General features: G+C 35.4%; 26 protein-coding genes. 8 read left to right on the top strand and 18 right to left on the bottom strand.

Features of this window, described 5'->3' with window-relative positions:
- The first annotated feature begins 37 nt into the window (after positions 1-37).
- Positions 38-673 (top strand): alpha/beta fold hydrolase, encoded by a 636-nt coding sequence (locus Q4500_RS11740; RefSeq protein WP_303599851.1) that lies wholly within the window; start codon positions 38-40, stop codon positions 671-673.
- Between the two features lie 11 nt (positions 674-684).
- A complete protein-coding gene (locus tag Q4500_RS11735) occupies positions 685-1,152 on the top strand; it encodes a GAF domain-containing protein (RefSeq protein WP_303599850.1) in 468 nt (155 codons plus the stop codon).
- 67 nt (positions 1,153-1,219) lie between these two features.
- Here Q4500_RS11735 and Q4500_RS11730 read toward each other — a convergent pair whose 3' ends face one another.
- Complete coding sequence (locus Q4500_RS11730; protein ID WP_303599849.1) at positions 1,220-4,615, bottom strand: ThuA domain-containing protein; 3,396 nt, start codon at positions 4,613-4,615, stop codon at positions 1,220-1,222.
- Between the two features lie 122 nt (positions 4,616-4,737).
- Here Q4500_RS11730 and Q4500_RS11725 point away from each other — a divergent pair, with 122 nt between their 5' ends.
- The 4 genes from Q4500_RS11725 to Q4500_RS11710 all read left to right on the top strand — a co-directional run bounded on the left by Q4500_RS11725 (position 4,738) and on the right by Q4500_RS11710 (position 8,951).
- Positions 4,738-5,331, top strand: coding sequence for a YdeI family protein (locus tag Q4500_RS11725; protein ID WP_303599848.1), 594 nt, complete (start codon positions 4,738-4,740; stop codon positions 5,329-5,331).
- A gap of 129 nt (positions 5,332-5,460) precedes the next feature.
- Positions 5,461-6,228: a CDP-alcohol phosphatidyltransferase family protein gene (locus Q4500_RS11720; RefSeq protein ID WP_303599847.1), complete on the top strand. Its 768-nt coding sequence runs from the start codon at positions 5,461-5,463 to the stop codon at positions 6,226-6,228.
- Between the two features lie 34 nt (positions 6,229-6,262).
- Positions 6,263-7,693, top strand: a complete 1,431-nt coding sequence (locus Q4500_RS11715) for an amidohydrolase family protein (protein WP_303599846.1) — start codon at positions 6,263-6,265, stop codon at positions 7,691-7,693.
- A 13-nt stretch (positions 7,694-7,706) separates the two neighbouring features.
- Positions 7,707-8,951: an amidohydrolase family protein gene (locus Q4500_RS11710; RefSeq protein ID WP_303599845.1), complete on the top strand. Its 1,245-nt coding sequence runs from the start codon at positions 7,707-7,709 to the stop codon at positions 8,949-8,951.
- Positions 8,952-9,102: 151 nt separating this feature from the next.
- On the opposite strand, the gene Q4500_RS11705 is transcribed toward Q4500_RS11710, so the two are convergent.
- From Q4500_RS11705 to Q4500_RS11695, 3 genes are all read right to left on the bottom strand, one after another.
- The gene (locus tag Q4500_RS11705) at positions 9,103-10,170 is read right to left on the bottom strand and encodes an OmpA family protein (protein WP_303599844.1); all 1,068 of its coding nucleotides are present in this window, start codon (positions 10,168-10,170) and stop codon (positions 9,103-9,105) included.
- Positions 10,171-10,248: 78 nt separating this feature from the next.
- Positions 10,249-10,881: a DUF998 domain-containing protein gene (locus Q4500_RS11700; protein ID WP_303599843.1), complete on the bottom strand. Its 633-nt coding sequence runs from the start codon at positions 10,879-10,881 to the stop codon at positions 10,249-10,251.
- Between the two features lie 90 nt (positions 10,882-10,971).
- Positions 10,972-11,871, bottom strand: a complete 900-nt coding sequence (locus Q4500_RS11695; RefSeq protein WP_303599842.1) for a sterol desaturase family protein — start codon at positions 11,869-11,871, stop codon at positions 10,972-10,974.
- Positions 11,872-12,066: 195 nt separating this feature from the next.
- Between Q4500_RS11695 and Q4500_RS11690 the strand changes: the two genes are divergently transcribed.
- On the top strand, positions 12,067-12,543 hold the full coding sequence (locus Q4500_RS11690) for a Dps family protein (protein WP_303599841.1): 477 nt from the start codon (positions 12,067-12,069) through the stop codon (positions 12,541-12,543).
- Between the two features lie 93 nt (positions 12,544-12,636).
- Here the strand turns inward: Q4500_RS11690 and Q4500_RS11685 are convergent, their stop codons facing one another.
- The 14 genes from Q4500_RS11685 to Q4500_RS11620 all read right to left on the bottom strand — a co-directional run bounded on the left by Q4500_RS11685 (position 12,637) and on the right by Q4500_RS11620 (position 23,781).
- Positions 12,637-13,050: a hypothetical protein gene (locus Q4500_RS11685; protein WP_303599840.1), complete on the bottom strand. Its 414-nt coding sequence runs from the start codon at positions 13,048-13,050 to the stop codon at positions 12,637-12,639.
- A 237-nt stretch (positions 13,051-13,287) separates the two neighbouring features.
- Positions 13,288-13,710, bottom strand: a complete 423-nt coding sequence (locus tag Q4500_RS11680; protein ID WP_303599839.1) for a VOC family protein — start codon at positions 13,708-13,710, stop codon at positions 13,288-13,290.
- An 82-nt stretch (positions 13,711-13,792) separates the two neighbouring features.
- Positions 13,793-14,020 (bottom strand): hypothetical protein, encoded by a 228-nt coding sequence (locus Q4500_RS11675; RefSeq protein ID WP_303599838.1) that lies wholly within the window; start codon positions 14,018-14,020, stop codon positions 13,793-13,795.
- 111 nt (positions 14,021-14,131) lie between these two features.
- Entirely contained in the window at positions 14,132-14,278 is a 147-nt protein-coding gene (locus Q4500_RS11670) for a hypothetical protein (RefSeq protein WP_303599837.1), read from the bottom strand.
- A gap of 45 nt (positions 14,279-14,323) precedes the next feature.
- Positions 14,324-14,719 (bottom strand): hypothetical protein, encoded by a 396-nt coding sequence (locus Q4500_RS11665; RefSeq protein ID WP_303599836.1) that lies wholly within the window; start codon positions 14,717-14,719, stop codon positions 14,324-14,326.
- A 56-nt stretch (positions 14,720-14,775) separates the two neighbouring features.
- Positions 14,776-15,318: a hypothetical protein gene (locus Q4500_RS11660; RefSeq protein WP_303599835.1), complete on the bottom strand. Its 543-nt coding sequence runs from the start codon at positions 15,316-15,318 to the stop codon at positions 14,776-14,778.
- Between the two features lie 35 nt (positions 15,319-15,353).
- Positions 15,354-16,766: a carbon starvation protein A gene (locus tag Q4500_RS11655; protein WP_303599834.1), complete on the bottom strand. Its 1,413-nt coding sequence runs from the start codon at positions 16,764-16,766 to the stop codon at positions 15,354-15,356.
- 107 nt (positions 16,767-16,873) lie between these two features.
- On the bottom strand, positions 16,874-17,041 hold the full coding sequence (locus tag Q4500_RS11650) for a hypothetical protein (RefSeq protein WP_303599833.1): 168 nt from the start codon (positions 17,039-17,041) through the stop codon (positions 16,874-16,876).
- A gap of 78 nt (positions 17,042-17,119) precedes the next feature.
- On the bottom strand, positions 17,120-17,542 hold the full coding sequence (locus Q4500_RS11645) for a hypothetical protein (protein ID WP_303599832.1): 423 nt from the start codon (positions 17,540-17,542) through the stop codon (positions 17,120-17,122).
- Between the two features lie 103 nt (positions 17,543-17,645).
- The gene (locus Q4500_RS11640; protein WP_303599831.1) at positions 17,646-18,755 is read right to left on the bottom strand and encodes an alpha/beta hydrolase; all 1,110 of its coding nucleotides are present in this window, start codon (positions 18,753-18,755) and stop codon (positions 17,646-17,648) included.
- Between the two features lie 207 nt (positions 18,756-18,962).
- Entirely contained in the window at positions 18,963-19,433 is a 471-nt protein-coding gene (locus tag Q4500_RS11635; protein WP_303599830.1) for an OsmC family protein, read from the bottom strand.
- A 175-nt stretch (positions 19,434-19,608) separates the two neighbouring features.
- A complete protein-coding gene (locus tag Q4500_RS11630; protein WP_303599829.1) occupies positions 19,609-19,932 on the bottom strand; it encodes an HNH endonuclease in 324 nt (107 codons plus the stop codon).
- Positions 19,933-19,937: 5 nt separating this feature from the next.
- Positions 19,938-20,447: a hypothetical protein gene (locus Q4500_RS11625; protein ID WP_303599828.1), complete on the bottom strand. Its 510-nt coding sequence runs from the start codon at positions 20,445-20,447 to the stop codon at positions 19,938-19,940.
- Positions 20,448-20,553: 106 nt separating this feature from the next.
- A complete protein-coding gene (locus Q4500_RS11620; RefSeq protein WP_303599827.1) occupies positions 20,554-23,781 on the bottom strand; it encodes a S41 family peptidase in 3,228 nt (1,075 codons plus the stop codon).
- 158 nt (positions 23,782-23,939) lie between these two features.
- Between Q4500_RS11620 and Q4500_RS11615 the strand changes: the two genes are divergently transcribed.
- Positions 23,940-24,533, top strand: coding sequence for a methyltransferase domain-containing protein (locus Q4500_RS11615; protein ID WP_303599826.1), 594 nt, complete (start codon positions 23,940-23,942; stop codon positions 24,531-24,533).
- Positions 24,534-24,724: the final 191 nt, after the last annotated feature.

Here is a 24,724-nt window from a genome sequence, read left to right as displayed (position 1 = left end):
TTTGGGAGATTTATAGTCATTTCTATAAAAGTTTGTTTTGAAAATATACGCTATTAGTGGATTAGGTGCCGACCAAAGAGTTTTTAATCATTTAACTCTAGATTTTGAGCTAATAGCTATAGATTGGATTACTCCTTACCACAACGAATCTATTAAAGAATATTCGAGAAGGCTTAGCGCAGTTATAGACACCAATGAAGAGTTCTGCTTAATCGGAGTTAGTTTCGGCGGATTAATTGCCACAGAAATCAATCAAATACTTCATCCGAAAAAAGTAATTCTTATTTCTTCTGCACAAACAAAACGTGAATTAAGACCCATTTATAAATGGGTAGGCAAATCAAGAATTTTAAAGCTTATACCTGCTTCTCTTTTCAATCCACCAAGGTTTCTTGCGAGGGATATCATCGGAGCCAATAACGCTAAACTATTTTATGAGATATTAGATGATACCGATTTAAACTTTGTGAAATGGGCTTTACAAGAATTTACTACTTGGCAGAATTTAAAGCAATCAGCAAACGTTATTAAGATTAATGGCACAAAAGATAAATTGATTCCCCCTAGAAGGACTACAAAAATGAAACTAATTGAGGGTGGAGAACACTTTATGCTAGTTGACCGAGCAAATGAAATCAGCGAAATCATTAATTTTGAATTGAAAAATTCTTAGATAAAAATAAAATGAACAACTCTAAAGAAATTATAGCAGCTATACATACTCAATTATCAAAGGATTCTCCTAATTGGGATGCCCTTTTAAAAATAACTTTAGAACATTTTGATTGCTCTACCGGCACCTTACACTTTTTAGATAAAAACGCTTTATTACAGCTTCAATCGCAAGTAGGTATTCCTGAGTTTTTGATTCCGAAATTATCTACTATTCCTATCGGTAAAGGTATGGCGGGTATTGCTGCAGAACGTAGAAAACCTGTAGAAATGTGCAATCTACAAACAGATGATTCTGGCGTAGCTAGACCTTCAGCAAAAGATACTAAAGTAGAAGGTTCACTAGCGGCACCATTACTATTCAATGAAAAGCTTTTTGGAACTATAGGTATCGCTAAACCTGTACCTTATGACTTTAAAGAAACTGAAATGGATTTATTAATGGAAATTGGTGAATTGATAAGCAAAAAATTGAGCTAATTATTTAGCTTATGTAAATAAAAAAAGCCCGCTTTATAGCGGGCTTTTCAATTCAATGTATTTGAGTTTATTTAAAGATAGCGCCTGTCAAAGCTACTTGAGCAAGTTCTTTACCTTCTTCTCCTTTAAACGTTACATAATACGGTCCGTCACCTGAAACTGTCCCGGTTATTGGAATAGTAATCATTGTTCCTTGAGAACCTTCTAGTTGGGCTGTTAATTTACCTGTACCGATTACTGGTCCGTCTGCCGTATTTTCATGTATTTCGAAATCAAAGTACATGGTAGGTGGTGCTTGCCATCCTGCGGTAAGCGAAACAGATTTCACTCCTTTTAAAGACATGTTTTCTAACATGAACCATCCTTTAGATTTCCCTACTAATAGAATGTCCATTCCTCCGAATTGCATTGCTTGCATTCCGTCCACCTTCATTTGGTCATTGAACTTGACCGTGCTACTTGGTATAACAACAGATTTAGAACCTGTTAGTGGAATAGTATCTTCTGCACCTGCATCTGTATAACTAGCAGTTAACACCAACATATTACCTGGTGCAGAAGATTCTGCTGTAATTGTCCCTTTAGCTGGTAACGATATTACTTTTTTATCATTTCCATTTAAAGAAAGAATATATAATGCGATCTGTCTAGATTCATCTGATGTAATATTCGGGTGAGCTGGCATTGTTACCTCGCCCCACACTCCTGCTCCACCTGTTTTAATTTTACCTTGCAAGTATTTTAAGGCATCTTTACGCTCTTTGTACTTCGCAGCAACATCTTTGTAATTTGGTCCTATAGAAGCTTCTGCTTCTTTATGACATGTTTTACAGTCCATTGCTTGAGTCAAAGCTTTACCTGTAACTGTTGCAGATACTTGTTGGTGCCCCATATTCATAGCAACCTTATCCATCCCTTCTAAATAATCGACACTTACAAATATATTGCTTGCGTCGATTTTAGTACCATCAGGATCTGTTACCGATACCTCATAGGCAATTTTCTGACCTGGCAAATAAAATGCCGGTGCACTATCACCTAATAAGATAGCAACTGCTGGTCTTGAGTTACCAGCTACAATACTGGTGCTTTCACTAATTGCCTCTTCACCTTTATCATCTGCAACGGTTACTTTTAACTTATAAACGCCGGCATCTGCATAATTGTAGCTTACATTTGGTTCTGTAGTTTCTTTAGTGTCGCCGTTACCAAAATCCCATAGATACTTTATGGAATCATCTTCGCGATCACTTGCTTCTACCGTTGCGTTGACTGTCAACGGAGTTTTGCCTGCTGTTTCACTAACAGTTACCTCATTGATTAACGGTGGTCTGTTACCGCCATTGAATTCGATATATCCTAAAGAAGAATTCGCATTTTGCGAGAACCAACCGCTACCGTATTCTAACAGGTAGATTTTACCATTAGGCCCTACTTCCATATCAATTAAACTATTGACCTTAACCTCGGGTGCAAAAGGTTCCATTTTACTGAAATCTCCGTTTTCATCTAAATGAACGGCAAACATCCAACCACGCATCCAATCATAAATAATCACCTTACCGTCGTAATAACTTGGTAGCTTCTCATCGCCTTGATACATATCTGAATAATATGTAGGACCTGCCATTGCATTTCTACCACCTGTAGCTGTTTGCGGAAAATCTTGTGAATCTACATATGGATAATACACATACGCCGGCATTGCAGGTGGCAATTCTGTTAACCCTGTATTATTACGAGAGTTATTTATAGGTTTTTCAGGATCAAATGCCGCACCTGTTTTTCCTGTTTCATAGTCGTATGCATTATAGGCGAAGTTATTTCCTATAAATAGTGGCCAACCAAAATTACCCGCTTTTTTAGCCTGGTTCATTTCATCATATCCTCTAGGGCCTCTAGTACCTAAACTATCTGCTCTTGCATCAGGACCAACATCGCCCCAGTACACATATCCTCTCTTCATATCTACTGATATTCTATACGGATTTCTATGACCCATAGTATAAATCTCTGGTCTCGTTTTATCTGTACCTACCGGAAATAAGTTTCCTTCAGGTATATCATATGTACCATCTTCTTTTACCTTTATTCTTAGGATCTTACCACGTAAATCATTCGTATTTCCTGAAGAACGACGCGCATCGTACTGCTCATGCCCAGGAATATCGTTTAGAGGTGCAAATCCGTTATTTACATACTTAACACCTTTCTCATTAAACGGCGTAGAATTATCACCTGTAGATAGGTATAGTAAACCATCAGGACCAAATGCTATAGAACCACCGGTATGACAACAAATTTCTCTCTGGCTATCCACATCCATAATTACTTGTTCTGACGCAACATCAAACTTACCATCTTCAAATTTGAATCTTGACAAACGGTTTACCCATTCGTCACCAGTTGGTGAATAGAATAAATAGATCCAATGGTTATTGGCATAATCTGGATCTTTTTGCAATCCCATCAATCCTTCTTCTGCATTTACACCTGGTGTGTTCAATGTTTTGCTATAAACATCAAGCTTAAGCACTTCACTAAGTTCTTTTGTCTCATCATTGTATAACATTACTTCTCCCCTACGTTGCGCTACTAATACATTACCGTTTGGTAGAACAGTCATTTCTGTAGGCTCAAAAAACTGACCTTCGCTCAATGTTACTTTTGCAAAACGATCAGCATCTGGTGGTATTTGAGAAGTTACTTTCGAATAGTCAAGATTTAGGTTTTCACCTATGGCATATTGAATTCCGCCTAACAAATGCTTTAAAAATAAATCTTCAGAAAAACTAGCATCAGCGTGCCCACCACCTGTGTAAAATGCGCGTCCGCCATCAAAATCATGATACCAAGCTATAGGGTGAAAATCGCCATTTTTTCCGCCTTCATAGGTAGATTCATCTAAAGTCATAAGGACGTTTATATCAGGATTGATGTTTTTGTAATTATACAATTCATCAGTTCTGTTCCACACAGAGTCGGTAAAAAACTGTGTAGCAACAAAATTCTTGTCTTTAATAATAAAATCTGCCGTTGGCATTCCCCTTGGGTGACTCAAAAACTGAGCTCCTGCCAAGTCATTGTACCAACCCCAGTCATATTCGGTATCTGCAGCAGCATGTATACCTACATAACCACCACCTGCTTGAATATAGCGCTCAAAAGCAGCTTCTTGAAATTGATCTAAAACATTACCCGTTGTACTTAAAAAGATAACAGCCGAATATTGTTTTAGGTTTTCATCTGTAAATAGCTCTGCATTTTTGGTAGTATCGATTGCAAATCCGTTTTCTGTTCCTAACTTTTGAATGGCTGCAACTCCTGCAGGTATGGATCCATGTTTAAAACCCATTGTTTTTGAGAAAACCAAAACCTTAGGTTCTCCTTCTCGTTTATTGCCACCACATGAGACAATAATAAGCGCAAAGCCCAAAAGCAGCGCAATGAAGATTTTTTTCATACGTAAATTGTTGTTGTTGTTGATTTTAGAAAGCATAAAAATAGGGCGCACGTTTGTATTAACCAATACTTTATTTTAATCATTGTACATTTATGATAGATTATTAACCATTTAGTACAATTATGCTAAATATACCCGAGTTATATTTTACAAATGATAATGAATTCAAAAATTGGTTGCACAATAACCATTCTGAACACTCGGGAGTTCATCTCATTTTCTATGCTGTAGCCCATGAAAACGAAAGTATGCGATGGGAAGAAGCTGTACAAGTTGCACTTTGCTATGGGTGGATTGATAGTACCGTAAAAAGCTTGGGTAACGGAAAACGAAGACAATACTTTTGTCCACGAAAACCTAAAAGCGTTTGGAGCAAAGTCAATAAGAACTATATAAAAGAGTTAAAAGTTAATGGCAGAATGCATGCTGCAGGATTAGCCTCTATAAAAGTGGCGAAAGAAAATGGTTCTTGGACTTCTTTGGATGATGTGGAAAACGGAGTTATACCTGAAGAACTACAATTAGCATTCGATAAAAACCCTGATGCATTTAGCAACTTTAAAAACTTTACCCATAGCCAACGTAAAAGCTTTTTGTACTTTTTAAACCAAGCAAAACGCCAAGAAACTAGGTCTAAAAGAATCAAAGAAATTATACAGCACGCCGCTGAAAATATTAAATATAGAAATGGTGGCGGATGGCAAATTAAGAAGTAAGTAAAATATTTGTAGCATCCCATTCAATGATACTTTACTGATTGTTAATTATACCTTATTTTTACATTTCCTTTTGTGGTGTACCAAGCCAACGTGTTTCCGTTATTGGTTTTCCCGAAGATGTATTACATGTCTAAATTACCTAAAGAACATCAGTTCTTAGATCTATCTGATTATGGTAGACCTGTTGCCTTTGTAATTGCCAACCGCTTAAAAACAACCATATTTACACCAATACACGTCACGCTAGCATTTACGTTCTGCGGACTTTTGGCCATTGTTTCTATTTTGAACGGATTTTATTGGTCAGCCTTACTTTTTCTAGTTTTAAAATCTATTCTTGATGCCGCAGATGGTGAACTTGCACGATTAAAGAATACCCCGTCTCATATTGGTCGGTACTTTGATTCAATTTCAGATTTTATACTAAATCTTCTTTTAATGCTTTCTATTTGGTATGTTACTAATGTTAGTATTTACTTAGTATTGCTTGCATTTGTGGGACTTGAATTACAAGGAACGCTCTACAATTACTATTATGTAATTTTAAGAAATAGACATGATGGCGATAGCACAAGTAGAGTATTTGAGAATAAAACGCCGACTGCATTACATGGTGAAAATCAACAAACTGTCAACATACTATATAAAATTTATAGCTATTGCTATGGACCATATGACCGAATCATCTATAGCCTTGATAAGAATGCCATAAAAGGAAAGTATCAACCCAAATGGTTAATGACAGCGGTATCAACATTTGGGCTTGGTTTTCAATTATTACTCATTGGGCTCTTTTTAGTATCGGGCTTAAAAGCCTATATCATCCCCTTTTTTATAGGTTATAGTCTATTAATTTTTGTTTTTATCTTGACCAGACAATTATTAAACAAGTAATTATTTTTACCTTTCTGAATCAACCAAAAGCAACATGAATATTTCAATTATATTAAAACAGTCTTGTCTAGTCTTATGCTGCTTAACAATTCTTTTATCATGTAAATCTGAACCGCAAACAACCTACGATGTAATCATAAAAAATGGTAATCTTATTCATCTAGAAGATGGTTCTGTTTCAATTTCAAATATTCTTATTAATGACAATAGAATCACTAAAATCATATCTGATTCTGACTTAGCCAACATTCAAGCCGAAACTATAATTGATGCAAAAGGTAAATTTATAGTACCAGGCTTTTGGGACAACCACACACATTTTAGAGGTGGAGATTCATTAATTAATGCAAATAAGAACTTCTTGAAACTCTTTATGGCAAATGGAATTACTACAGTTCGTGATGCCGGAGGCGATCTTACCTCGTCTGTTTTAGAATGGCGAAAAGCTATTGCAAAAAATGAACTTGTTGGGCCTACCATTTTTACATCAGGACCCAAAATTGATGGACCAGGTGGTACTTGGGCCGGTTCTTTAGAAGTAGATACTGATGAAACTATTACTAAAGCTTTAGATTCTTTGCAATCTATACCATCTGATTTTGTAAAAATTTATGATAGCCGTATTTCGGGTAAAGATTACTTAAAGGTGATACAAGAAGCTGAAAAACGAAATTTAATTACATCGGGTCACATGCCCTTTACAGTGGAACTTGACGCCACTATTGATGCAGGTATTGATGCTGTTGAACATTTATATTACATCATGAAAGGGTGTTCTAACAGTGAAAAAGAAATCACCATAAAACTGATAGATAAAGAAATAGGGTTTTGGGATGCCATGCCCCTACTCCAATCTTCATTTTCTGACTCGACCGCTTTAAAAACTTTCGAACATTTAAAATCGAATGACGTATTTGTAGTACCTACACTACATATTGGCGGAGTGCTTAGCTATTTAGATAAAGTTGATCACACGAATGATGCCTATTTAAAGTATATGAGCGACGGAATACAGCAAACCTATAAAGGTAGAATTGACCGTGTAAAAAATGCAACCGAAAAGCAAGTGACAGACCGTAAAGCACTAGATACTTTTTTCGGTAAACTTGCTTATAAATTGAATAAAAACGGAGTATCTCTTTTGGCAGGCTCTGATAGTGGCGCATATAACAGTTATACGTATCCTGGTATTTCATTACATAAAGAAATGGAAGCCATGGTCGCTACCGGAATTTCTCCTTTAGATGCACTTAAATCATCTGCTTATAATGGTGCTAAATTTTTAAAACTAGATGCTGATTACGGAACTATTTCTGAAGGTAAAATTGCTGATATCGTTTTACTGAACAGCAACCCGTTAGAAGATATTAAAAGTACCAAAGACATCTTTATGGTAATTTCTAACGGAAATCAACATACCAAAACTGACTTAGACAACTTATTAACCTCTGCTATTGCCAACTAATCAAACTACCTTTATGAAATCAATACTATTTTTCTTTCTATTCTCTGTAAGCCTATGTTTTGCTCAAACACTCTTAAAACCAGACCAGGTATTCGACGGTAGTGAATTACATACCAATTGGGTGGTATTAGTCGAAGGAAATCAAATTACGTATGCAGGAAATACAAACGGAATAACACTACCAGATAACACCACAGAAATAGATTTGGACGGCACTACCCTTATGCCCGGTATTATTGAAGGTCACTCCCATGTTTTATTACACCCATACAATGAAACCGATTGGAATGATCAGGTATTAAAAGAATCACCTGTTGAACGTGCAGTTAGAGGTACCGTTCATGTAAAGAATTCTTTAATGGCCGGTGTAACCACCATGCGAGATTTGGGTGCTGAAGGTGCCGGTTATACGGATGTTTATTTAAAGAAAACTATTGATAAGGGGATTATAGACGGACCACGTTTATTGGTTGCCGGACCTGCAATTGTAGCTACAGGAGCATACGGACCAAAAGGATTTCATGACGGTGTAACTGTACCCTTAGGTGCCGAAGCTGCAAGCGGAGTTGACCAGTGTATCGAAACCGTTCGTAGACAAATGGGTAACGGTGCCGATTTAATAAAAATTTATGCGGATTATCGTTGGACACCAGGTGCCGATTCTAAGGCGACATTTTTACAGGAAGAAATTAATGCCATGGTTGCGACCGCTACTACAGCAGGAAAATATGTAGTCGCCCATGCCGGTACTCCCGAAGGAATGAAAAGAGCCATTCTCGGTGGCGTTGAAACTATTGAACATGGTGATGGCGGTACACCTGAAATTTTTAAGATGATGAAGGATAAAGGTATCGGTCTATGCCCTACTCTTGCTGCTGGCGATGCCATTACACAATACCGAGGTTGGAACAAAGCTACAGACCCAGAACCTGAGCGTATTAAACAGAAACGCAAGTCTTTTAAAATGGCGTTAGATTCTGGTGTACAAATTGTTTTTGGCGGTGATGTAGGTGTTTTTACCCACGGAGAAAATTATCGTGAAATGGAATTGATGGTAGATTACGGAATGAAGCCTTTAGCGGTCTTAAAATCTGCTACCTCTGGTAATGCCAGTATGTTTCATTTAGATCAATTAGGAAGTTTAAAAGAGGGATTTTTAGCTGATATTATTGCAGTAAAAGGGAATCCCGTAAAAGATATCTCTTCTGTGAAAAATGTGTCTTTTGTAATGAAAGATGGTTTGGTTTATAAGGAGTAGTTGTTGGTTGTTGGTTGTCACTTCGCTCAGTGACCATTTTAGAATGTCATAGCCAGCATGGCTATCTGTTCTTTTGGAACAAGTTCAATTCAACTAAGCTTAGAGCGCTTTGAACTTTGTACTTATTACTTTGTATTTTATTCAGTATAAATTACATCTTCACTAATTCTACTCGTCTATTTTTAGCCTTGTTTTCATCACTATCATTTACGACCATTTGTTTTTCGGACCCAAAACCTTCTGCTTTTAATCGTGAAATATCAATTCCCTTACCCGCTAAAGCATACATTACCGTATTTGCTCTTTGTTTGGATAACTCCTTATTTCTTTCATCTGTTCCCGTGTTATCCGTATGTCCTTCTATAGATAATTTTAAATCTGGGTTGGTATCCAGTAGAATAAATATATTATCTATAATTTCTAGAGCATCTGGTTTTAAAGATGCCTTGTCCGTATCAAAATTTATATTTAAAATAGCTTTACCATTTGTATCTATATCCTCTTTCATTTCAGATGCCGTAGGTGCTTTAATTGTTTGCACAAAGTCTTCTAATTCAACAACTCCTACCTCTGCCCCATACTTGTTAGACCAAACCTGAAACATTATTTTACCGCTTTTGTGATTTAATGCGTAATGCCTAATTGGATCACTATTATAGGCACGACCAACAATATAATCGCTCTGTGCCATTGGGTCTATTTTATCAAGTGCATACATTTTTTTTCTAGGTACACTTCCTTTAAATATCAATTCTGCACCTATACTTTCCAAATAATCATCCACACTCTTATCAAATATCAATTTGTTGAAAGCTTTACCTTTTTCTGCCATTCCATAAAGCATTTTTGCCATTTTTCCTTCGGCATTATAAAACGCTTCGCCTGTATACATCATTAACTTACCAAATTCAGAAAACTTGGTCATTCCGTCTTTTGCCGGTTTCCCTTGTTTTGTTTTTACAAAGAAACCTTTAGGTGGTGACATGTAAGGAAACTCGCCTATATGAACAGACGATACAGGTATTACAGTCCAATCGAAATTATCTGTAAATAATTCGTCCTTTGGCTTATCAGTATTTGGTTCTTTAGCTTCTTGTTTTATTTCAACATCTTCTGTTGTAGGTGCTATTACCTCCTCATTTTTCTCTTCAACCTTTTTATCAGATTTACATGAAATTGTAAACACAATAATGACTAGTAAGAAGCTTAATTTTTTCATATTTAAGTATCGTTAATGGTACTCAAAAATAAATAATTTAAGATTAATAGCGCTAATGGCTTAAAACTAAAAGAGATACTATTTTTCTGCTATCGTACCATTTTTAATAGCCATAGCAATTGACACCATAAAAGTAATAAACGAGGTTTCTATAATTCGTTGTAAAACGCCGCGGTAATCTGATTCTGGATTGGAGAATAATATGAATATAAAAATTCCGCTGATGATAGCCGTAGCCATTGCTATTTGCGACAATCTATTATAGCCTTCCATTTTCTTTAATCCGAGTCCGATTGCGATAATACAAATCGGTAGAAAAATATAGGTTAGCGATCCCATGGCATTATGTATTAATTGCGATAGGCTAGAATCTATGACATCTGTTGGGCAGCCTGCATCACACGGAAAAAATCCGACTAATACAGTACCCAATCCGTAGAATAATGCCAATCCGAAAAAACCGGCTACTATCAATTTGGAACTTGGTAGTTTTTTGGGGGCACTAAAACAGAAAATGGTAATGAGAATTCCGCTAGGCACATATCCGAAGTACTGCAAATACTGACCAAATTCAGTATTAGACGCAAAAGATTCACTTATGTACTGACTTACTACACTGTAGTCTTCTATTAATAATGGACCAACGATGGCGGCTATCGCAAATAAACTTACTCCTAAAATTCCTAAGTATGCTACTAATTTATTGGTCATTCTTCTGGTGGTTGATGGTATGACGACTAATCAACACGATTGTTACATCACCAAGGAATAAAAAACCGAGAAAAAAAGTATTCAAAAAAATTAACTGTCAATGTTCCTCTGCTCTTCCCACTCTCTTCTTAAATCTGTAGAAAGAATACTTGTACCATCATGTTTCCAGCCTGGTGGTTTTGTTAGGTATTTGAACCTATTTACCAATGAGGTTTTTGATGTGAAGAAATCGCCTAACATCTTGTACCATTCTGCAAAGGCAATTTTAATAGGGTTATAGGTATTTATGTTCGCTACTAAACCATAAACAGGCTTTTCAACTTCTGGTTCGAAGGTGCCGAACAACCTATCCCAAATAATAAATACTCCAGCATGATTTCTATCTAAATACTGCGGATTAGTAGCATGGTGTACCCTGTGGTGACTGGGTGTATTAAAAATGGCTTCGAACCACTTGGGCATTTTCTTGATCATTTCTGTATGTATCCAATATTGATAGATTAGACTGACTGACATCTGTACCAAAATCATTACAGGATGAAAACCGATAAGCACTAACGGAGTCCAAAATATGAAGGTATAAAATCCACCAGACCATGACTGTCGTAATGCAGTGCTTAAATTATAATTTTTAGAGGAATGATGCACCACATGGCTCGCCCAAAAAAAACGGCTGACATGGCTAGTTCTATGAAACCAGTAATAGCATAAATCTTCTGCAAAAAGTAAAATCAACCAAGACCACCAGGCAAAGGGAATTTCAAAAAGATGATAAAAATTATACAATAGATAAAAGAAGCCTAGCGCAATGCCTTTGGTTACCAAACCAATTGCCACATTGCCCAAACCCATAAGAATAGAAGTACCGGCGTCTTTAAACTCATAATCATGGAGTTTCACTTTAACCGATAGAATAACTTCTAGAATTACGGTCACCGTAAAAAACGGAATGGCGTAGTGTATAAGATTGGGGATTTCAGGAATTTGCATACGTATAAGTTGTCATTTTTGCCTTCCTAATTTACGAATCTATTTCGTGAACTACAATTACCCTAAAAGGCAAGTATTATCATTATTTAAATTCAATAGTTGCATAGGTAAAACGTATTGCTTGTGTAACCTTTGTTACCCTTATACAAAGGCTTTGTGCGTAATTTTACATCAAGAAATTAAAACAATAGACTTATGGAAACTTTAGAACTTAAATTAGGATTAGACCAAGATTATAAAATAGCTATCAGTACCAAACTGAACATTCTTTTAGCAGATTATCAAATTCATTATATGAACTTGAGAGGAATGCATTGGAATGTAAAAGGTAGTAACTTCTTTCTACTACATGAGAAATTTGAAGAATTATATACAGAGGCAAATGAAACAATTGATGAAATAGCCGAACGTATTTTAACCTTAGAACAACAACCTTTACATACATTCGAAGATTATTTAGAACATAAGACTATTAGAGGTATTATAGGAGTAACTGACGGTGCTACTGGTGTTTCTTTAATTATAGATAACCTGAACGAGTTATTAATTCAAGAAAGAGAAATTATAGCTTTGTCTTCTGATAACAATGATGAAGGAACTGCTTCTTTAGTAAGTGATTTAATATCTGGTCAAGAAAAATTAATTTGGATGCTAAAATCTTGTCTACGCTAAATCATATATTTATATACGAGTAAAAAAGGCAAAAACCGATGTAGACTTTTGCCTTTTTATTTGAATTTATTTGAGTTGAAATACTGTACTGATTCATGTACGCTTTTCAATCTCCAATGCTCTTTTGTAAAACTCTTTAAACTCATCTTGAGAATACTTAGCTCGCATAGCAGAAAGAACATCAGATAAACCTAGACTGCACCAATCCCACAACATGGTGTCAAAATTATAGGTATACATCTGTTCTTTTACTTCGTTTCTAATGTCATCGATTTCGGTTAGTGAGAAACCATTTTCTATGAGTCTTGCTAAACAACGTTCTTCGTTTTCCTTGGTAAATTCGGTATCTAGATAAGGCTCTAGAATCCAATCCCAGTTCCAACTTTGAGGTATAAGTCTAATATTGTTACTTTCAGCAAACTGCTTCAATCGTTCTTTATGTTCTGACGAAACAAATATGATATCGCTTTCGATATAGACTTTACACACTCCGAAATCAACCGACATACCTTCGATATCACTTTCAGAAATCAGTGTTTTAGAATAGGCTATCGATGGCTCAAAAGGATAGTCGGTAATTACAATTTCACTTTCTCGTATTTCAGATTTCCCTATACCGCATAATAAGTTTTAGCATTAAAAAGATTCAATGAACTACTAGAATCCGATAAGGGTTTTTTATACTTGAAATTGAGTATTTTTTAAAAGATTTCCACATCTTTTCGCAGTGATAAAATGACCAACTTATTGTTGCTGTTGCTGCTGTTGTTTTAGATTTTCAATAGGCTGAAGTAAATCCCACATGTTGCCGTATAAATCCTCAAAAACTGCTACCATACCATAAGGCATTTTTTCTGGTGAACGCACAAATTTAATTTTACGTTCCATCATTTTGTAATAGTCCCTCCAAAAGTCATCAGTATACAAAAACAAGAATACGCGACCACCTGTTTGATTTCCAACACTTGCCAGCTGTTTTTCATCATCTGCCTTTGACAGTACCAAAGAACAATCTCTTGATCCTTGTGGTGCCACAATAACCCAACGTTTACCATCGCCCAAGTCCGTATCTTCTACAAGTAAAAAATCAAGTTTATTGGTATAAAAATTAATGGCTTTATCGTAGTCCTCTACTACTAGTGCTATACGTGCTATGCTTTGTTTCAATATTATTTTTGTTTTAGTTGAATGTTTTAATCCGTAATCATATTGGTGTTAAAGCCATTCAAATGGTTATTATATTATTGTTTTATAATTCTGATGTCATTTTACCAAGATTTATCATCTCAGCCTTTACAAAGATGATATCACGTACATATTCCATCTTACCCCATAGATAGGTGTTTCCTTTTAAGCCTTTAGTCATCCGCATTCTTCTGTTCAGTCGTTTTGTTTCTTTTTCGGTCGCTAATCTTCTTTCGCCAAGCTCTCCGTATAATTTTACACCCGGATAGTCTGAAAACTTTTCTTTGAACAATGCACCAAGCCAAAAGAACCGACTACTATTGACCCCAAGTAGACATACATTATTATTCGTTTTTGCGTGTAACGGTAATTTCTTAGGGAACTTTTCAAAATAAAATCCTGTTTAATTATCGTTTAAAAACAAGGACCCGATGGGAGTAACCGTAGGGTTATTCTCTGCGTCTACAGATGCAACAGAAATATGAAAATTAGAACTGAAACTCTTATTGAAATGCGTTCGTATCTTTTTCCAGTCTTGAGTGATGTCCATTCTTAAATTATTTAAGTTGCTATTATAACTGTCTGCTTTAAAAGTTTACAAATAATTCATATCAATATACATCCAAGAATACATCAACAATTTCAATAGCACTACTACACCGAAGGATGCCAATAAACTGTACCAATACTTCTTACTATTGTTTTTAAATTTCCGATTTATATAATACACCTGAACAGGAATAAATAATATAAAAGCAACAATTGCCAAACCTATGGCTGAATATAAATAGAATACCATTGCCATGCTTTCTAAGACACTAAAAATTGCATTAAAGGCTTCTAAAATATCATCTACGGAATTTAACCCACTGTTGCCACGGTAGTTTTGATTACTTCGTTTAAATAAAACACTTATTTCAATAAAAAATAGCACTGCATTGAACAGGATATAAAGTATGAACCAGGATAGCTTTTTAAGTATTTTAATCAATTTATGCTCTTTAAATCTTAAGTTCAAGTGTTACGGAGAGTATGCTTACTTGATCATTACTCTTGAATGACCATCTCAATTTCCTCTCGTAAATCTTTTTCTGAAACCATAATATCTTGCATCATTAACATTACAAGTTCTTTTTTGTCAGTACTGGTGTCTTTTATATTTGGATAAAGGAAATTTATTAAATATTGCGTTTTCGATAGTATTAACTCTTTTTGCTCTTCAATATTTACCAAAGCAGAAACTCTATCGTATTCCAACAATTCAATTTTTGAACTAGAAATAGCTTTCCATGAACTAATTCTAATTTGGGGAATTTGAACCCCATTGACTTTCATCATGACATCGAAAATAGAAATTGTATCATTCTTTTTGTAAAAACCTAAAGTGTCAATAAGTGTCTGCTGTTGAGGTATTTTTTTCTTAATGTCTTCGTTGGTTTCCTTCAGTTCCTTTTCCATTGATTCAAAGATTTTATTCATATACTTTGTATCTTTTTGATCTTCATTCCAATTATTGATAAAAAGTGCTATCAAAATACCAACAATAATTGTAAGTATCTCTTTGAAAAATTCTAAAATAGTTTTATTCATATTGTAAGTTTAGTTGGTATTAAAATATCATGTAATTACGTCGCACTTTTTTCATCTTTCAACTTTCTAAAAAATAACACTGTTAGTACAGTAGAAATTCCAACACCTATCCAATTAGAAATTTCAATGTCCAATCCTAAACCAACATTAGGGTCATAAAAAATATAAGAACCAACCACGGACGTAATAAAAAATGCCGGAACTAATGCAATGATATAATGCGTTTTCTTTTGATATAAATATACAGCACCGATCCAAAGAGCAATGGCAGCAGTTACTTGATTTGCCCATGAAAAGTACCTCCATAATAGTTGAAAATCCATATTTGTAAGTATAAATGAAACGATAAAGAGCGGAATAGCCACCATAAATCTATTCTTCAATACTTTCTGGTCTATATTCAAATAATCTGCAATAATCATGCGTGCCGCTCTAAATGAAGTGTCTCCTGATGTAATAGGTAATACGATTACACCTAAAACGGCAATGGTACCACCAATGGTTCCTAAAGAAATGGTAGCTATTTTATTCACCACAGCGGTTGGTCCGCCATTTTGCAAAAGCTCATTTAAAGAATCTCCATCTAAAATACTCATAGACGCCGCTGCCCAGACCATGGCAATAGCGGCTTCAAGTATCATCATACCATAAAACACTTTTCTACCATCTTTTTCATTATTGATGGTACGTGAAATTATGGGAGATTGCGTAGCATGAAAACCTGACAGGGCACCACATGAAATGGTCAAGAAAATTACCGGAAAATAAGGTATGTTCTGCGGATGCATATTTTGAAATGTAAGCTCTGGAATAGGATTGCCTACAACGAACATGCCTATGCAAATACCAATGGCACTTAATATGAGCAACAAACCAAGCACAGGATAAATTTTACCTATGATTTTATCTATTGGTAATAAGGTTGCAACTATGTAATAGAGGAATATGGCAAAAAGTACTATGGTCAAATAGCTTGTTTCTGAACCTATAACATCATTAATCATATTTGCTGGAGCAGTTACAAAAACCGTCCCTACTAAAATTAGCAGTAATAGCGCAAAGAAGTTTACAACGTGACTAAACGATTTCCCTAAAAAACGAGATGCCAATGCCGGTAAGTGTGCACCACCAAAACGTAACGAGATCATACCGGTTAGGTAATCATGCACTGCACCTGCAAAGATAGACCCAAGCACAATCCAAATAAATGCGATGGGACCATATAGAGCACCTAGTATTGGACCAAAAATGGGACCTACACCTGCAATATTCAAAATTTGAATAAAAGCATTTCTATTACTGTTCATGGGTACAAAGTCCACCCCATCTTCCATAGTATGTGCGGGAGTTTCCTCTGTTTCATTTGGTTGAAATGTTTTGTCCACAAATCTACCGTAGATGATATAACCCAATACCAATAAGACCATGGAGGTAATAAATGTAATCATGAGGGTGTTTTAAACTTGGTATAAAATGAATTGAATATTTGCATTAACTAGTGACCAGTATGGGAGTTAGAAGAATTTTCAAACCTAAGGTCCAAGCAAATTTAATTCTATTTTTTAAGCCTATCAATTACAAACATGATAACCACTGACAGAATAGCCACTACAATTGCTTTAATCCAGTCGATTTCATCTTTTGCAAAGGCATCATAAATTATAAAACCGGTAGCGAAACCTAATACGAATTTTAAATTTTGAAGGGTGAATAAGTTTTTCATTTTGTGGTGGATTAGGTAAAGAACTAATGTTAGTCATTCCGAGCAGATTCAAACATTGTCCAATTTGTGTTACTTGCGTTATACGTTATTGGCAATAGTATTTTTTATTATTATTTCGTTCAGTTTTTGTGTGTCAGATTCCGCTATTTCATTCAAGTCAAACGTGACTGTTTTTCCGTTGTCTTTAGTTATTATTAACTTTTTTTCAGTCAGTTCAGTTTTTTTGATTTGGTCAAAACTCAATGATTTTCCACTCCAAGAGTTAATTCTTATAACAGCTCCTTTTTTGTTCCATTGAACATAATTTTTATGCCAAAACATTTTACTGTAATAAATGACTTGAAGAAAAAATCCGATAACACTTAATCCTTTATTCAATTTTGGGTTTTCAAACTCGAATAACTCTAAACCTCCTGTCAAAATGAGAACCAGAGAAAGGATTAGAATAGAAATCCAAATCCAACTTTTCATATTGTCAAAATGTATCTTTTTCTTTTCCATTTGTGTTCAAATTCTATTATTGCTAACGTCTCCGTAAGATAAGTAGGGTAATTGTGGGCTTAATGTAAAAGTAAGCAAACCTTTCATTTTCATCTCCAAGCAGTTATTTTTTCAATATTTCATTAATATAAATTGAACGATATTTTTCTGGATATTCAATCTGCACACCGTGTGTTCCATTTTCAAATAAAAACCACTTTTTAGATGGTGCAACAATGGAATCAAAATAAGTCTTTGCCACAGATGTTTCGGTAAAATGATCATTGTCTCCTTGTAATATATAAACGGGTACTTTAAATTCTGGGATATCACGCATTAAATTCATATCTATTGCGGTAGGTTGTAAAATCATAGCTGCAGGATAGTAGGATTCAGGACTATTCAGCATATCCGTAAATTTTTCGCTAAACGTTAATCCATTATCTAAAAACATACTTTTAATAAAATTAAAATCGGTTTCTAATTTTATCGGTGCATACTTCATAACAATTTGACGTTCTATTTCAAAGGCTTCAGTTACTGAATTTTTTGAGTTTTCAACATAAGGTGGTCGTCCTATTTGTTTTAATTGAGTAATAGAAAGAGTGTCATTATATTTCTCAGCTTCTGACATTGCAAAATCATAAGATAGTTCTTCAGAAAGCGATTGATTCGCCATGAGACCACTACCAATATAGGCGTAATATAACTCAGGCTGTTTTTGAACCATATAAGCAGCTACAGCAGTTCCCCACGATAAACCTTCAATGTAAATCTTATCCTTTTTAAAAGTCTTTGTTAAATGTTCTGATAATTGCAAACCATCATCCACTATATGGTTTAAGGTAATGGAAGAATCAGGTATACTATCATTATAAGCTAATCCAGATCCTCTTTGATCCCAATAACACACCGTAAATAAATCTTCCAAATCAACCCCTGCCAGTTTATATATGACTGGTAAAATTGGCGCACCTGGTCCTCCATGAACTATTAATAGCACGGGATTATTCTTGTCTTTTCCCCTAATTGTAATCCTTTGAGGTACTCCATTTATTGTCATGTCCTCGTGCATGGCAATACTATTTGGTAGTACATCTCCCTTTTCGTCTAAAAAAGGTTCTTCTTCTCCATAACTATTGATTCTAATTATTAGCAATACAACTAAAATTAACATAACAATTGCTCCCAGTAAAATCAAAATCCACTTCCCTATTTTCTTTACTATTTTCATATGCTCTTAATTAGTTCTATGATTTTTTCTTATTACTGCTAGCGGTCTTGTGTGTGTAACACAGCGTGTATAAGGACACTAACTTTCCAAATTAACACAGTTCCGAGTAATTATACTTTGTTCTTAATTTTCTCTTTTTAAATAGGCTATAATCTTTTGGTTTATCACAAATTAGCTATAATCTAAACAACTTACTTTATGCCGTTTTTATTCAATTGTTGTATTCGGTATATGTCCAATTTTAAAGTTACAAGAATTTGCGATGAAGCACATTTTATTAGCTTCTTCGTGTAATTCATTTGCTTTTGCAATCATATTTTCTTCTGTAACTTTTACCTTCGGGTTAAGTGTAACTTCAGCAAATTTTCCGCTTCCATTTTTTGTTTCTTCCATTATTCCTGTAGCGTTGTCTATATATTCAGTTACTATAATTTTATGTACGGAACATAAATGCAAATACCAAAGCATATGGCAGGCAGACAAGGAAGATAAAAAAAGGTCTTCTGGATTGTATCTTGTCTTATCTCCTAAAAATGAAGGGTCAGACGAACCATTAATAACGTTATTCTTTTCATCAGCTATGATAGTATGGTTTCTGTTATAAGACTTGTAATTAAGAGTTCCGTTTCCCTCGTTTCCAGTCCATTCAACTTTTATTTCGTAATTGTGTTTTTTCATTCTGATTTTATATTCTTATCGGATTTTTCAAACAACACCAAACGGTCTTGTGTATGAGTAGTTGCGTGATTTAGCACTTAACATTGCAAGTACACATAAACTTGGAAATTCCGCAGGAATTTCCAAAGTAGGCGAGAACAAGCAATAACTTATAGCCATTGTTGTGCATAATTTTTTATTTCAGTTTAGGCGTATTTTCAATCGCTTCTTTTACTATTGAAGCAACAGTTTCTTTTGTAATTCCTTTATTTTTACAATATTTACTTTCAAGCCAAATTTCTAACAATTTAGCTCCTTTACTTGCATTACAAGACATACAACAAAGTGTAATATTATCAGCTCCATTAATTCTTATATCATTAACTATATGTTCCCAAGATTGCCTTGTTTTTCTTGAATTATCATTTTTAGTAAAAGTTACTCCACAATAAACACAGGCTTTATCTCTTGATAATACTAAATTTTCCACTTCAATTGGAATTCCCCATTTATTAGCCATATTAATTATTCATAAAGATTACTTATTAAGTTCTTCCACTTCTCTGAATCAAATAATATTCTTCTGTTAGTCAAAACATTGGATATTCTTTGAGCTAAAAGTCCTCCGTAAACCATAAGTTCTTGGATGTTCATACTACTTTGAATATGTTGATTACATCTTGCAGAGTAAAGTCCAATATTTTCTATTGAACTACTTTTTTCAGGCATTTGATTTTGAGATAGTAGATGTCCCCATTCATATTTTATATAATCAATATTCCAATCTGAAGGTCTATTCCAGCAAAGAGGTAATTCAGTTCCTTCAACGTGAAAAAAAGGTCTGTGTTCTTGAGCTTCAAAAAGTAGAATTACTATTTCTCTTAAAATTCCTCTTTTCTGCTGGTCAAATCTAACATTTGAAAAATCATTCCTAATATGATTAATAATTGATTTTACTAATCGGTCAGATTCTAAATCCGTTTCGTATGCTTTAGGATTCTTATTTATTATTCTTCTGTGTTCAATTAATTTCATTTCTCAAATTATCCACAACTATTATATATGCACACAATTGTACATATCCCTAAATATAAATATATATGGACAATAGTAATCGTCTCTTATTTAATAAATTCTAAGGCTACTCCACCTCCTTCATCAACACCTCAATAGATTTATCCAATTGCTCATCAATACCTTTGGCAATTACTTCCGGCTGATTTTTCACAATAATTTCTGGGTCGGTTTCATTGTTTTCCATCCATTCGCCTGCTTTGTTTTTAGCACTTACGGGTACAACACCCCAAACACCTCCATTGGGTAAACGTTCCCAACCAGCAAAGCTACAGGTGCCCGGTACCGGCATACCTACGGTTTTGCCAATCTTTAGATCTACATAGCCGCTTGCAAAACAAGAACCATCACTGTACATAGATTCGTTGAACATTGCCAAGGTCGGTTTTGTCCATCTAGAGGTTGGTTCGCCACCTACTACCCTAGCCTCGGTTTCATAGGATAGAAATGGAATTCCGGTAAAGAACATTGCCAGATCGGCTACCAAGTCGCCACCGCCATTAAAGCGAGTATCTACGATAACTGCTTTTTTATCATTGAATTTACCCAGCATTTCTTCATAAATGGTACGGTATGGTCCGTCGCTCATGCCTGGTATGTGTACATAACCCAATGTGCCGTTACTTTTTGCCAATACTTCTTTTTCATTATTTTTCACCCAACGGTCATATAGCAATCCGTTTTCTACACGCAAAGAAATAGGTTTAACGGTTAGCTGTTTTCTCTTACCTTTTTCATCGACAATATCTAACAAGGTAAAATTGCCCGCAATACGGTTTAAGTAGAAAGCCGCATCGGTAGATTCGGCTATAGTAACACCGTTAATTTTCTCGATTATTGTACCTGGTTGTATATCGAATCCTGCTTTATCTAGCGGTCCGCCTTTAATAACTTCCGTAATTTTTAATCCGACACCTTTGTGCTTGTAATCTATAAAAACACCTAGAGAAGCTGTTTGGTCTCCGTTTTCGATATTGTCAGAGAAACGACCTCCGGCGTGACTCACATTCAGCTCGCCTAACATTTCTGAAACCATTTCAGAAAATTCAAAACCATTACCAATATGCGGTAAATACTTCTCGTATTCGGTATGCATAGCTTTCCAAGCTATACCGTGAAAATTTGAAGTGTAGAAAATACCGTTGGTACGCAACCAAATATGATCGAACATATACTTACGCTCTGCATCGGCATCTAAAACCATTTCTGCCTTTACTTTTACCGGTTCTGTCTTACTAGTAGCTACATCAACTTTAGATATACTACCGTCGGATAATAAGAACAGATGCTCTTTCTTGGCATCCCACTGTAAACTTCCTGATTTCGCATCTAAGGCTATAAGCATTTTGGTGCTTTTAGTACGTATTTCGGTTTCCCAAAGATTCAATCCTTTTTCAAACCTAGTTAGGTAATACAGTTTTTCTCCATCTTTAGAAAGTACGGCATCCGACAGTTTTGAGGAGTGTATGGTTAAACGCGCTTTTCTACGCTCTACATCTTCCAAATCGAATTTTAAGGTTTTTACTGCTGCTTCCTTTTTATCGTCTTTCTTCTTTTTATCTTCAGATTTGGCTTCGTCCTTTTTTTCTTTGGCAGCCTCTTCTATCATTTTCAACAAATCGTATTCCTCTTTTGTATTATTGAACTTATCCCAAGTCTCTTGGTTCAAGAACATGGTATACACATCTGTTTCAAAAGAACCACTGGTCGCGTAACTTTTGAGTCCGTCACGATTCGAGAAATAGATAATCTGGCTACCATCATTCACCCATTTAGGTGAAAAATCGTAATAGCCGCTTTGGGTCAAATTTTTGCGCCGTTTTCCGTCTTTAGAAACCAAAAGCAACTCGGTATTATTCAACGAAACACTCCAATCTACCAACAGCCAATTACTATCCGGACTCCACTGAAAATACTGATCACCATCTCTCATGTGAATTACATTGTCGGGCGTCATTAAGGTGGTAATTTCTTTCGTTTTCAAATTCTTCACCTTTATCGTTCTTCTACCTTCTACATAGGCGACAGAGGTGCTATCTGGTGAGAATTCTGACAGATAAATATCTTCTTTTGAAGTGACTAATGTATCTTCTTTGAATAACGTTGCTGCAAAGAAATAAGGTTCTTCTTTTCGCACTTTAGAAGATTTGAAAACACTCCATTTACCGTTGCGTTCACTGGAGTATGCGACAGATTTACCATCGGGCATAAACTTCACAAAACGTTCTTGTTCTGGGGTATTGGTGATACGTTTTGTCAACGAACCATCTACCGATGTTACAAAGACTTCTCCCCTACTTATAAAAGCGATTTCTTTACCATTAGGTGCAACATCCATTTCTTGAACACCACCGTTTACAGATACATATTTTAGAGGATTACTGTCTTCTTGTGTTCTAACGATAATATCAACTTTCTTGGCTGTTTCTCCTTCTGTTAGTGTATAAATCTCACCATCGTAACCAAATGCCAATTTATTATTACCAATACTTAATGAACGTACCGGATGCGTTTTGAAATCGGTCAATTTCTTAGATTGAGAAGCACTTTCTACAGCCATTGAAAAGACATTAAACGCACCTTCTTGCTCACTTAAATAAAACACTACATTACCATCTTTAGAAAATACCGGATTACGATCTTCCCCTTTAAAAGTAGTAAGTTGTTTATGTTTTCCGGTGGATGGGTCATACGACCAAATATCTCTAGTTACGGAAGATGTGTGATGCTTTCTAAATTCGTCTTCGTATCCCTTTTTATCATGATACACCATTTTTGTACCGTCTGCATTTACTTGTACGTCTTCTGCAGGCACTGTCAGCACTTGACCTACACGCCCACCAACTACAGGTACGTTATATAGTTCTGGTTGGTCATCTGTTGGGTATTGGCGATGCAGGGCAATATCTAACCGATCTGCACCAAATAGTACATCTGAATCATCGGCAGAAAAACTAAAAGGTTTTTCGTCATTACTATGGTAAGTTAATCGTGTTGCCTCACCTCCTTGGGCATCCATAACATAAATATCGAAATTCCCATATCTATTAGAGGCAAAAGCTATCTTTTTTCCGTCTTTACTCCAAATTGCTTTATAATCATGTGCTGAATGATAGGTTAACTGCTTTGCCACACCACCATCTACAGGAACCGAAAATAGGTTGCCTTTATAGGTAAATGCTATAGTAGTACCATCTGGAGAAATAGATGGGTAACGTGCCCATTGCGGATTAGTTTGTGCCGTGCAGACAAAAGTTAAGCATACCGCAATTGCAGTTAAAAAAGAGTATTTCATGTGTTTACTTTGTTGGTAGTTAGTCCGTTCGAAAGATAGCAAATTGGTTCGTTTACTACAATCAATCTATGATCAATGGTATTGAATTCTACATACTTTGCTAAAACTCACCAAATGTTTATAAATTTACTATCGCAGATAATCATTAAGATACCATATTGAAAGAAGAACAAGATTACTGGACGCAGCGCTACCAAGAACATCAGACGGGCTGGGATATTGGCTACCCCTCTACACCCATTAAAGAATATGTTCATCAATTAACCGACAAGACCATTCCGATTTTAATACCGGGAGCCGGAAATGCGTATGAAGCGGAATACCTGTGGAAAGCAGGATTCAAAAATGTTCACATTCTAGATATCTCTGAAATTCCGCTAAAAGAATTCAAAAAAAGGAATCCCGATTTCCCAGACGAGAATATGCATCAAGCAGATTTTTTTAAGTTCAAAGGGCTCTACGACCTCATACTAGAACAGACTTTTTTCTGCTCTTTTGTGCCCACCGACGAGAATAGAAATGCCTATGCCAAACACATGGCCGAACTACTAAAACCAACTGGAAAATTAGTGGGACTCTGGTTTAATATTCCCTTAACCGACAACATGGAAAAGCGCCCATTTGGAGGAAACAAATATCTGTACACCAATTATTTATCACCCTATTTTAAAACGATCACTTTCGATCCCTGTTATAACTCTATTAAGCCTAGGCAGGGCAATGAGTTGTTTGGGATTTTTGTGAAAATTTAGTTGTTAGTTGTTAATTGTTAGTTGTCACTTCGCTTTCGCTCATTGACTTAAATACATAGTGTCATCCTGAGCGCAGTCGAAGGGAATGGAGCACGCTCACTTCGGCTACGCTCAGTGACCTAGACAATGTTGTAACTAATAATCATAGAAACATTAATTAAACAGATTGCCACGTCACGAAAAGCTCCTCG

This window comes from Maribacter sp. 1_MG-2023 (genome assembly GCF_030547005.1).
Lineage (GTDB): Bacteria > Bacteroidota > Bacteroidia > Flavobacteriales > Flavobacteriaceae > Maribacter.
Note: the sequence above shows the minus strand (reverse complement) of the source record. Positions and strands in the feature narration are given on the sequence as shown.

What these genes read in the sequence shown, in the direction of transcription:
- Q4500_RS11650 (WP_303599833.1), bottom strand. Translation starts at nt 17,041, where the DNA reads ATGAAAAACTTATTCACCCTTCAAAATTTAAAATTCGTATTAGGTTTC.
- Q4500_RS11655 (WP_303599834.1), bottom strand. Translation starts at nt 16,766, where the DNA reads ATGATTACATTTATTACCTCCATGGTCTTATTGGTATTGGGTTATATC.
- Q4500_RS11670 (WP_303599837.1), bottom strand. Translation starts at nt 14,278, where the DNA reads ATGGACATCACTCAAGACTGGAAAAAGATACGAACGCATTTCAATAAG.
- Q4500_RS11685 (WP_303599840.1), bottom strand. Translation starts at nt 13,050, where the DNA reads ATGTCGGTTGATTTCGGAGTGTGTAAAGTCTATATCGAAAGCGATATC.
- Q4500_RS11690 (WP_303599841.1), top strand. Translation starts at nt 12,067, where the DNA reads ATGGAAACTTTAGAACTTAAATTAGGATTAGACCAAGATTATAAAATA.
- Q4500_RS11695 (WP_303599842.1), bottom strand. Translation starts at nt 11,871, where the DNA reads ATGCAAATTCCTGAAATCCCCAATCTTATACACTACGCCATTCCGTTT.
- Q4500_RS11625 (WP_303599828.1), bottom strand. Translation starts at nt 20,447, where the DNA reads ATGAAATTAATTGAACACAGAAGAATAATAAATAAGAATCCTAAAGCA.
- Q4500_RS11720 (WP_303599847.1), top strand. Translation starts at nt 5,461, where the DNA reads ATGTCTAAATTACCTAAAGAACATCAGTTCTTAGATCTATCTGATTAT.
- Q4500_RS11710 (WP_303599845.1), top strand. Translation starts at nt 7,707, where the DNA reads ATGAAATCAATACTATTTTTCTTTCTATTCTCTGTAAGCCTATGTTTT.
- Q4500_RS11640 (WP_303599831.1), bottom strand. Translation starts at nt 18,755, where the DNA reads ATGAAAATAGTAAAGAAAATAGGGAAGTGGATTTTGATTTTACTGGGA.
- Q4500_RS11630 (WP_303599829.1), bottom strand. Translation starts at nt 19,932, where the DNA reads ATGGCTAATAAATGGGGAATTCCAATTGAAGTGGAAAATTTAGTATTA.
- Q4500_RS11660 (WP_303599835.1), bottom strand. Translation starts at nt 15,318, where the DNA reads ATGAATAAAACTATTTTAGAATTTTTCAAAGAGATACTTACAATTATT.
- Q4500_RS11645 (WP_303599832.1), bottom strand. Translation starts at nt 17,542, where the DNA reads ATGGAAAAGAAAAAGATACATTTTGACAATATGAAAAGTTGGATTTGG.
- Q4500_RS11700 (WP_303599843.1), bottom strand. Translation starts at nt 10,881, where the DNA reads ATGACCAATAAATTAGTAGCATACTTAGGAATTTTAGGAGTAAGTTTA.
- Q4500_RS11730 (WP_303599849.1), bottom strand. Translation starts at nt 4,615, where the DNA reads ATGAAAAAAATCTTCATTGCGCTGCTTTTGGGCTTTGCGCTTATTATT.
- Q4500_RS11705 (WP_303599844.1), bottom strand. Translation starts at nt 10,170, where the DNA reads ATGAAAAAATTAAGCTTCTTACTAGTCATTATTGTGTTTACAATTTCA.
- Q4500_RS11635 (WP_303599830.1), bottom strand. Translation starts at nt 19,433, where the DNA reads ATGAAAAAACACAATTACGAAATAAAAGTTGAATGGACTGGAAACGAG.
- Q4500_RS11715 (WP_303599846.1), top strand. Translation starts at nt 6,263, where the DNA reads ATGAATATTTCAATTATATTAAAACAGTCTTGTCTAGTCTTATGCTGC.
- Q4500_RS11735 (WP_303599850.1), top strand. Translation starts at nt 685, where the DNA reads ATGAACAACTCTAAAGAAATTATAGCAGCTATACATACTCAATTATCA.
- Q4500_RS11725 (WP_303599848.1), top strand. Translation starts at nt 4,738, where the DNA reads ATGCTAAATATACCCGAGTTATATTTTACAAATGATAATGAATTCAAA.
- Q4500_RS11620 (WP_303599827.1), bottom strand. Translation starts at nt 23,781, where the DNA reads ATGAAATACTCTTTTTTAACTGCAATTGCGGTATGCTTAACTTTTGTC.